The 6674-nt window shown below is 69.0% G+C and carries 9 protein-coding genes and 1 pseudogene; 5 read left to right on the top strand and 5 right to left on the bottom strand.

What is annotated here, in order from left to right:
- From C5F48_RS20810 to C5F48_RS20795, 4 genes and pseudogenes are all read right to left on the bottom strand, one after another.
- On the bottom strand, positions 1-1058 hold a 1058-nt coding region (locus C5F48_RS20810), incomplete at its 3' end, for a transaminase (protein WP_107665693.1).
- A gap of 56 nt (positions 1059-1114) precedes the next feature.
- Positions 1115-2191, bottom strand: coding sequence for a 5-(carboxyamino)imidazole ribonucleotide synthase (locus tag C5F48_RS20805; RefSeq protein ID WP_107665692.1), 1077 nt, complete (start codon positions 2189-2191; stop codon positions 1115-1117).
- Positions 2184-2667 (bottom strand): annotated as a pseudogene (purE, locus tag C5F48_RS20800) (5-(carboxyamino)imidazole ribonucleotide mutase). The gene C5F48_RS20805 and the pseudogene purE overlap by 8 nt, the downstream one beginning before the upstream one ends.
- A gap of 238 nt (positions 2668-2905) precedes the next feature.
- A complete protein-coding gene (locus tag C5F48_RS20795) occupies positions 2906-3124 on the bottom strand; it encodes a YdcH family protein (RefSeq protein WP_107665691.1) in 219 nt (72 codons plus the stop codon).
- Between the two features lie 221 nt (positions 3125-3345).
- On the opposite strand from C5F48_RS20795, the gene C5F48_RS20790 reads away from it, so the two are divergent.
- The 4 genes from C5F48_RS20790 to C5F48_RS20775 all read left to right on the top strand — a co-directional run bounded on the left by C5F48_RS20790 (position 3346) and on the right by C5F48_RS20775 (position 5313).
- Positions 3346-3816: an Hsp20 family protein gene (locus C5F48_RS20790; protein ID WP_107665690.1), complete on the top strand. Its 471-nt coding sequence runs from the start codon at positions 3346-3348 to the stop codon at positions 3814-3816.
- Positions 3813-4040 carry a DUF1150 family protein gene (locus C5F48_RS20785; RefSeq protein WP_107665689.1) on the top strand — a complete coding sequence of 76 codons (228 nt, stop codon included), beginning with the start codon at positions 3813-3815 and terminating at the stop codon, positions 4038-4040. The genes C5F48_RS20790 and C5F48_RS20785 overlap by 4 nt, the downstream gene beginning before the upstream one ends.
- Before the next feature lie 150 nt (positions 4041-4190).
- On the top strand, positions 4191-4667 hold the full coding sequence (locus C5F48_RS20780) for a cytochrome b (protein WP_107665688.1): 477 nt from the start codon (positions 4191-4193) through the stop codon (positions 4665-4667).
- 157 nt (positions 4668-4824) lie between these two features.
- Positions 4825-5313, top strand: a complete 489-nt coding sequence (locus C5F48_RS20775) for a cytochrome b (protein WP_107665687.1) — start codon at positions 4825-4827, stop codon at positions 5311-5313.
- Between the two features lie 41 nt (positions 5314-5354).
- On the opposite strand, the gene trxB is transcribed toward C5F48_RS20775, so the two are convergent.
- Positions 5355-6296: a thioredoxin-disulfide reductase gene (gene trxB / locus C5F48_RS20770; protein WP_107665686.1), complete on the bottom strand. Its 942-nt coding sequence runs from the start codon at positions 6294-6296 to the stop codon at positions 5355-5357.
- Positions 6297-6490: 194 nt separating this feature from the next.
- Here trxB and C5F48_RS20765 point away from each other — a divergent pair.
- Positions 6491-6674, top strand: a 184-nt coding sequence (locus tag C5F48_RS20765) for an Lrp/AsnC family transcriptional regulator (protein WP_146170678.1), incomplete at its 3' end; no start/stop codon positions are given.

Genomic DNA, 6674 nt, shown 5'->3' with positions numbered 1-6674 from the left:
TAGGCGTAGGCCTCGGCGGTCATCACCTCGGCCAGCGTGGCGCGCAGGCAGGCGAATTGCATCGGATTGGCCGAAAGCGTGGTGCCCATGCCGGAATGGCCGGCGGGCCGCGTCTCGTCATAGGCGGCGAAGCGGTCGGCGAGCGCGGGCGTCAGGCCCCAGACCGCCGTCGGCATCCCGCCCGCCACGCATTTGCCCGCCACAAAGATGTCGGGCGACAGCGAATGCACCTTCGTGTAGCCGCCGAGCCCGCTGGAGATCGTATGGGTCTCGTCGAGGATGAGGAGCGCGCCGTGCTGGCGGCTGAGGCTGCGCAGCGCGTCGTGAAAGCCCGTCTCGGGCAGCACCATGGCGCAATTGGTCAGCACCGGCTCGGTGAGGATCGCCGCGATCTCGCCGGTGGCCAGCGCCGCCTCGACCGCCGCGGTGTCGTTGAACTCCACCGCCACCGCCGTCAGCCCCAGATCGGCGACCTGTCCCACCAGACCGGGGCGCGCGACGGTCCGGCCGTGCAGCAGCTCCACCATCGTCTCGTCCACGGTGCCGTGATAGCAGCCGTTGAACACCAGCACCTTGGGCCGCCCGGTCACGGCGCGGGCGACGCGCAGCGCGAAACGGTTGGCGTCGGTGGCGGTGGTGGCGATCTGCCAGCGGAACACGCCGAAGCGTTCGGTCAGAAGCCGCCCGGCCTCTAGCGCGTCCTCGGTCGGCAGCATGTAGGTCAGGCCGCGCCGCGCCTGATGCCGGATCGCCTTGGCCACCGGGGCAGGGGAATGGCCGAACATCGAGCCGGTGTCGCCGAGGCAGAAATCATCCACGCCGTAGCCGTCGACATCGGTCAGCCGCGCGCCCTCGGCCTTGGCCACCAGCAGCGGGAAGGGCTGCGGCCAGTCCTTCATCCAATGCATCGGCACGCCGCCGAGGAAGTAGGCCGAGCCCTCGGCCAGCGCCGCCCTGGTCCTGGGCCGCGACTGGGCAAAGCGCCGGGTCTCGCGCGCGATGAGCGCGTCGAGCCGGTCGCGCAGGATGCCGGCGGTGTGGTCGATGGGCTGGATCATGGCGTTCTCCCTCGGCTTGCTTATCCCAAGGATCACGGGAAAACGGAAGCGGCTCGTCAGTCGGCGGGTTTCAGGATGCGGTTCACATGGCCCATCTTGCGGCCGGGCCGCGCCTCGCCCTTGCCATAGAGGTGCAGCGCCGCGTTCTTCTCGACCGAGATCGCCGGAACCCGCGCGACCTCGTGGCCGATCAGGTTCTCCATCTCGACATCGGCAAAACGGGAGCCATCGCCCAGCGGCCAGCCGGCGATCGCGCGGATATGCTGCTCGAACTGGTCGACGGTGCAGCCGTTCTGCGTCCAATGGCCCGAATTGTGCACCCGCGGCGCGATCTCGTTCACGATCAGCAGGTCCGGCGTCACGAAGAGCTCCACTCCCAGCACGCCGACATAGTCGAGCGCATTGAGGATGCGCGCCGCGAGCAGCACCGCATCGGTGCGCTGGCCGGCGTTCAGCCGCGCGGGCACGGTGGTGGTGTGGAGGATGCCCTCCAGATGCACGTTCTCGCCCGGATCATAGGCCGCGACCGAGCCGTCGAGCCCGCGCGCCGCGATCACCGAGACCTCGTGGGTGAAATTGACGAAGCCCTCGAGCACGGCGGGCTGGCCGTTCATCGCGGCGAAGGCCTCGGGCGCCTGCGCCTCGTCGCTGATCCGCGCCTGTCCCTTGCCGTCATAGCCGAGCCGCGTCGTCTTCAGGATCGCCGGCGTGCCGACGCCATGCAGCGCGGCCTCGAGATCGGCCAGCGTGTCGACCGAGCGATAGGGGGCGACGGTGAGGCCCAGCGAGGTGAGGAAGGCCTTCTCCTCCAGCCGGTCCTGACTGACCGCCAGCGCCCGGCGGTTCGGCCGGATCGGCTTCGCGGCCTCCAGAAGGTCGAGCGCCGCGGTGGGCACGTTCTCGAACTCGTAGGTGATGACATCGACCGAGTCGGCGAAGGCCCTGAGCGCGGCCTCGTCGCTGTAGGGCGCGGTCGTCACCCGATGCGCCACGTCGCCGGCGGGCGGGTTGGCGGCGGGCTCGTAGATATGGGTGCGGAAGCCCAGACGAGCGGCGGCCACCGACAGCATCCGGCCGAGCTGGCCGCCGCCGAGGATGCCGATGGTCGATCCGGGGTGCAGACGGTCACTCATCGCGGGGCTCCTCGGGAATGGAGGCGGAAAGCGCCTCGCGCCAGGCATCGAGCCGGGCGGCCAGCGCGGGATCGTTGAGCGCCAGGATGCCCGCGGCCATCAGCCCGGCATTGGCGGCGCCCGCGGCGCCGATGGCCATGGTGGCGACCGGATAGCCCTTCGGCATCTGCAGGATGGAATAGAGGCTGTCGACCCCGGAGAGCGCCTTGGTCTGCACCGGCACGGCCGATCACCGGCAGCCGGGTCTTCGACGCCATCATCCCCGGCAGATGGGCTGCGCCGCCGGCGCCGGCGATGATCACCTTCAGCCCGCGGTCGACGGCGCTCTTGCCATAGGTCCAGAGCCGGTCCGGCGTGCGATGGGCCGAGACGATCCGCGCCTCGTAAGCCACGCCCAGCTCGTCGAGCAGGCTGGCGGCCTCCTTCATCGTGGCCCAGTCCGACTGGCTGCCCATGATAAGTCCGACGTCCGCCATCCCGCACCCCCGGTTCCAGAGCGGCGCACTATAACCGCGGCAGGGGCAGGGGCAAGGCCGGCGATGCATCGGGGCGGGCCTGAATTTTCGCAGAAAATTCACCCCCTGAAGTACGAATTTTCTGCGAAAATTCGAGGGGGCTGTCTGCCCCCTCGCCGCTGCGCGGCTCACCCCCGAGGATATTTGGGCAAGGTGAAAGGGCCAGGGTTCCTGGAGATCTTGGGGGGCGGGAGCCTGGTCAGGCGATGATGTCGGGGATCAGCTCGTCTTCCATCTTCACGATCTGGTCCTTCAGCGACAGTTTCTGCTTCTTCAGCCGGCGCAGGGCCAGCTGGTCGGCGCGGCCGCCGCTTTCGAGCGCGTGGATCGCGTCGTCCAGATCGCGGTGCTCGCGGCGGAGAACCTCCAGCCGGATCCGCAGCATCTCTTCGAAATTGAGTTCGGTGGACGCGTTCATGTCTCTCGCCAGGGCTGGATGAGTCGTGCTGTGCACTGTGGCGAAAATATAGCGGGATTCTCGCCCTGCGGGAAGAAATCTGCGGTTCGGGCGAAGCTGTCGCGGCGGCGTTGCCCGTCCGCCGCGGCTCTTGCGCGGGCCGAAGCCGCCTCCCATATTGGGTTCACGGATGCCCGACTGCGGGGTCCGCACAGGATGTCGCTTGGCAAAGGGCATGACGCATGACGAAGCTGAACTTCGGGGGCTCCCCCTATCTTCTGGGATTTGAACAGCTTGAACGGCTGGTCGAACGCACCGCCAAGACCGCGGGCGAGGGCTACCCTCCCTTCAACATCGAGGCGGTGGCCGACAATGCCTATCGCATCACCCTGGCCGTCGCCGGCTTCCGCGAGGATGACGTGGCGATCACCGTCGAGGACCGGCAGCTGGTGATCCGCGGCCGCCAGGCGGAGGAGGAGACGCAGCGCGTCTTCCTGCATCGCGGTATAGCCGCCCGCGCCTTCCAGCGCAGCTTCGTGCTGGCGGAGAGGGTGGAGGTGGCCGGAGCCACGATGGAACACGGATTGTTGCACATCGACCTGCGCCGTTCGGCGCCCGAGGCGGTGGTGCAACGGATCCCGATCAGCCGCAGCCGCGTTGTGCATGATGGGCCGGTGGCCAAGGACGTGGCAAGGAAGGAGCAGACCGAATGAACGCCAAGCATGATTTCCCGCCGCTCGACGCCGCGCGCATGGTCTATGTGCGCCCGGTGGCCGTGATCGACCTGCCCGAGGATGTGCAGCAGATGGCCGAGGGGCTCGAGACGCTCTATGCGCTGCACAGCACCGATGGCGAGCGCCTGGCGCTGGTGCGCGACCGCGGGCTCGCCTTCGCCCTGGCGCTGCAGAACGACCTCGCCCCGGTGAACGTCCACTGATCCGGCGGGCCTGAGCCTGCCTTTCGCGGCGCTTCGCCGCCGACCGCAGCGCGCCGCGACAACGCGGCGCGTTTTCTTGTTTACGGCTTGTGGCAGCCTGTGGTCTCCGACCGGCCCCTTCCGGGCCGGTCAAAGGTCAGGAGGTCTCGCATGGCTGAGGAACCGGGGTACACCAGGCTTCAGATCCGCTTGCACTGGGCCATCGCGGCGCTGGTGCTGTTCAACTATCTCTTCGCCGGAACCATGGAACGCGCCTATGACGCGCTGCGCGAGGGCCAGCTGCCGGAGGGCGTCGGGCATTACCTGCATGTCGCGGTCGGCCTGCTGGTGCTGCTGCTGACCCTCGTGCGGCTGGGAGTGCGCTTCGTTTCGGGCGCGCCGGCGCAGGGCGGGACCCGCGCCGACCGGATCGCGGCGGGGGTGCAGGGGCTGCTCTACGGGCTGACGGTGCTGGTCCCGCTGCTGGGCATGATGACCTGGGGCGGCGGGCTTGGCTGGGCGGCGGCCCCGCATGTGGTCGCGGCCAATGCGATCATGCTGCTGGCCGGGCTGCATGCGGTCTCGGCGCTGGTGCATCAATATGTGCTGAAGGACCGGCTCCTGCTGCGGATGATGCGCGCCCGCTGAGGCTGCGTCAGGCGGTCGCAGGCCCTGCCGCGGGTTTTGCCGGCGGGGCCGCGCGCGGGTCAGGCTGCTGTCAGCTTGGCCGCCCATGGCAGGGGCTGCGGTCATCGGGCCGCCCGGGGCCCTTCGGGCCCGGTCTCCTGTCGGGAAAGGCAAGGCTATGACGCGAAAACCGGGATACAGCGGGCTGCAGATCGGGCTGCACTGGGCCGTGGCGGCGCTCGTCCTGTTCAACTACCTGTTCGGCGAGACGATGGAAGAGGCCTTCGACGCCGTCTACGAGGAGGGGCAGCTGGCCAGCGGTCTCGGCTATCAGCTGCATGTCTGGGTCGGGTTGGCGGTGCTGGCGATGGCCTCGCTGCGGCTGGCGCTGCGGGCGATCCTTGGCGGTGGGCCTGCCGCGTCCTCGGGGCCGGCGCTGCTGGAGAAGGGCGCGGGGGCGATCCATGCGCTGCTCTACGGGCTGATGTTCGCCGTGCCGCTGCTGGGCGCCGCGGCCTGGTATGCCGGGATCGAGGATGCCGCCGATCTGCATGTGCTGGCGGTGGACGGGCTGATGATCCTCGCAGGGCTGCATGCCGCGGCGGCGCTGTTCCACCAGTTCGTGCTGAAGGACCACCGGCTGCTGCGGATGATGCGCGCCCGCTGACGCGGGCGGCTGCGGGAGGGGCGCGGGTGCGCCCCTCGGCGTCAGGCGATGCCGGCCAGGAAGCGCTCGGCGTCCAGCGCCGCCATGCAGCCCATACCGGCCGAGGTGATGGCCTGGCGGTAGACATGGTCGGTCAGGTCGCCCGCCGCGAAGACGCCGGGCACCGAGGTCTGGGTGGTGCCGGGCTGCACCTTCACATAGCCGCCGTTGTGCAGCTCCAGCTGGTCCTTCACCAGTTCCGAGGCCGGGGCATGGCCGATCGCCACGAAGAAGCCGGCGCAGGGCACCTCGGTGATCGCCCCGGTCTCGACATGCCGGGCCCGCACCGCGGTGACGCCGAGCGGGGTCTCGTCGCCCACCACCTCGTCGACGCCGTGGTTCCACAGCACCTCGATCTTGGGGTGGCGGAACAGCCGGTCCTGCATGATCTTCTCGGCGCGCAGCGAATCGCGGCGGTGGATCAGCGTCACCTTGGTGGCGAAATTGGTGAGGAACAGCGCCTCCTCGACCGCGGTGTTGCCGCCGCCGATCACCACGACCTCCTTGCCGCGGTAGAAGAAGCCGTCGCAGGTGGCGCAGGCCGAGACGCCGAAGCCCTTGAACTTCTCTTCCGAGGGCAGGCCGAGCCAGCGCGCCTGCGCCCCGGTGGCGAGGATCACCGCGTCGGCGGTGAACATCGTGCCGCTGTCGGCCATGGCCACGAAGGGCCGCACCGAGAGGTCGAGCGAGGAGATGTAATCCGAGATCACCTCGGCCCCCATCGCCTTGGCATGCTCTTCCATCCGCACCATCAGGTCGGGGCCCTGCACATGCGTGTCGCCCGGCCAGTTCTCCACCTCGGTGGTGATGGTCAGCTGGCCGCCGGGCTGGATGCCCTGCACCAGGATCGGGTTCAGCATGGCGCGGGCGGCATAGACCGCGGCGGTGTAGCCCGCAGGCCCGGAGCCGATGATCAATACCCGGGTGTGACGTGTTTCGGCCATGATCTGTCCCTTGCCCCATTCCGTTTGTCGGGCCCTCATATAGGCGCTGCGCGCGGGGGCCGGAAGCCCCAAAGCCCCTGTTGCGCAGGCCGCCCGGTTTTCGTAACTGTCCGAAGAATTCTTGCGCAACCGCGAAAGAATGTTGCGCAGAACGGGGGGAGACCCTAATCTCCCCGCTCAACAAGGAGACTGCCATGGCCGGTTCGAAACTGGACCCGATCGACCGCCACATCCTGGCCGAACTGCAGGCCGACGGCCGCATGACCAATGTCGAGCTGGCCAAGCGCGTCGGCATCTCGGCCCCGCCCTGCCTGCGCCGGGTGCGCACGCTGGAGGAGGCCGGTTACATCCGCGGCTACCACGCCGACATCGACCCGC

The organism is Cereibacter changlensis JA139 (genome assembly GCF_003034985.1).
GTDB lineage: Bacteria > Pseudomonadota > Alphaproteobacteria > Rhodobacterales > Rhodobacteraceae > Cereibacter > Cereibacter changlensis.
The sequence above is the reverse complement of the archived record's forward strand: the minus strand, read 5'-3'. Positions and strand labels throughout refer to the sequence as shown.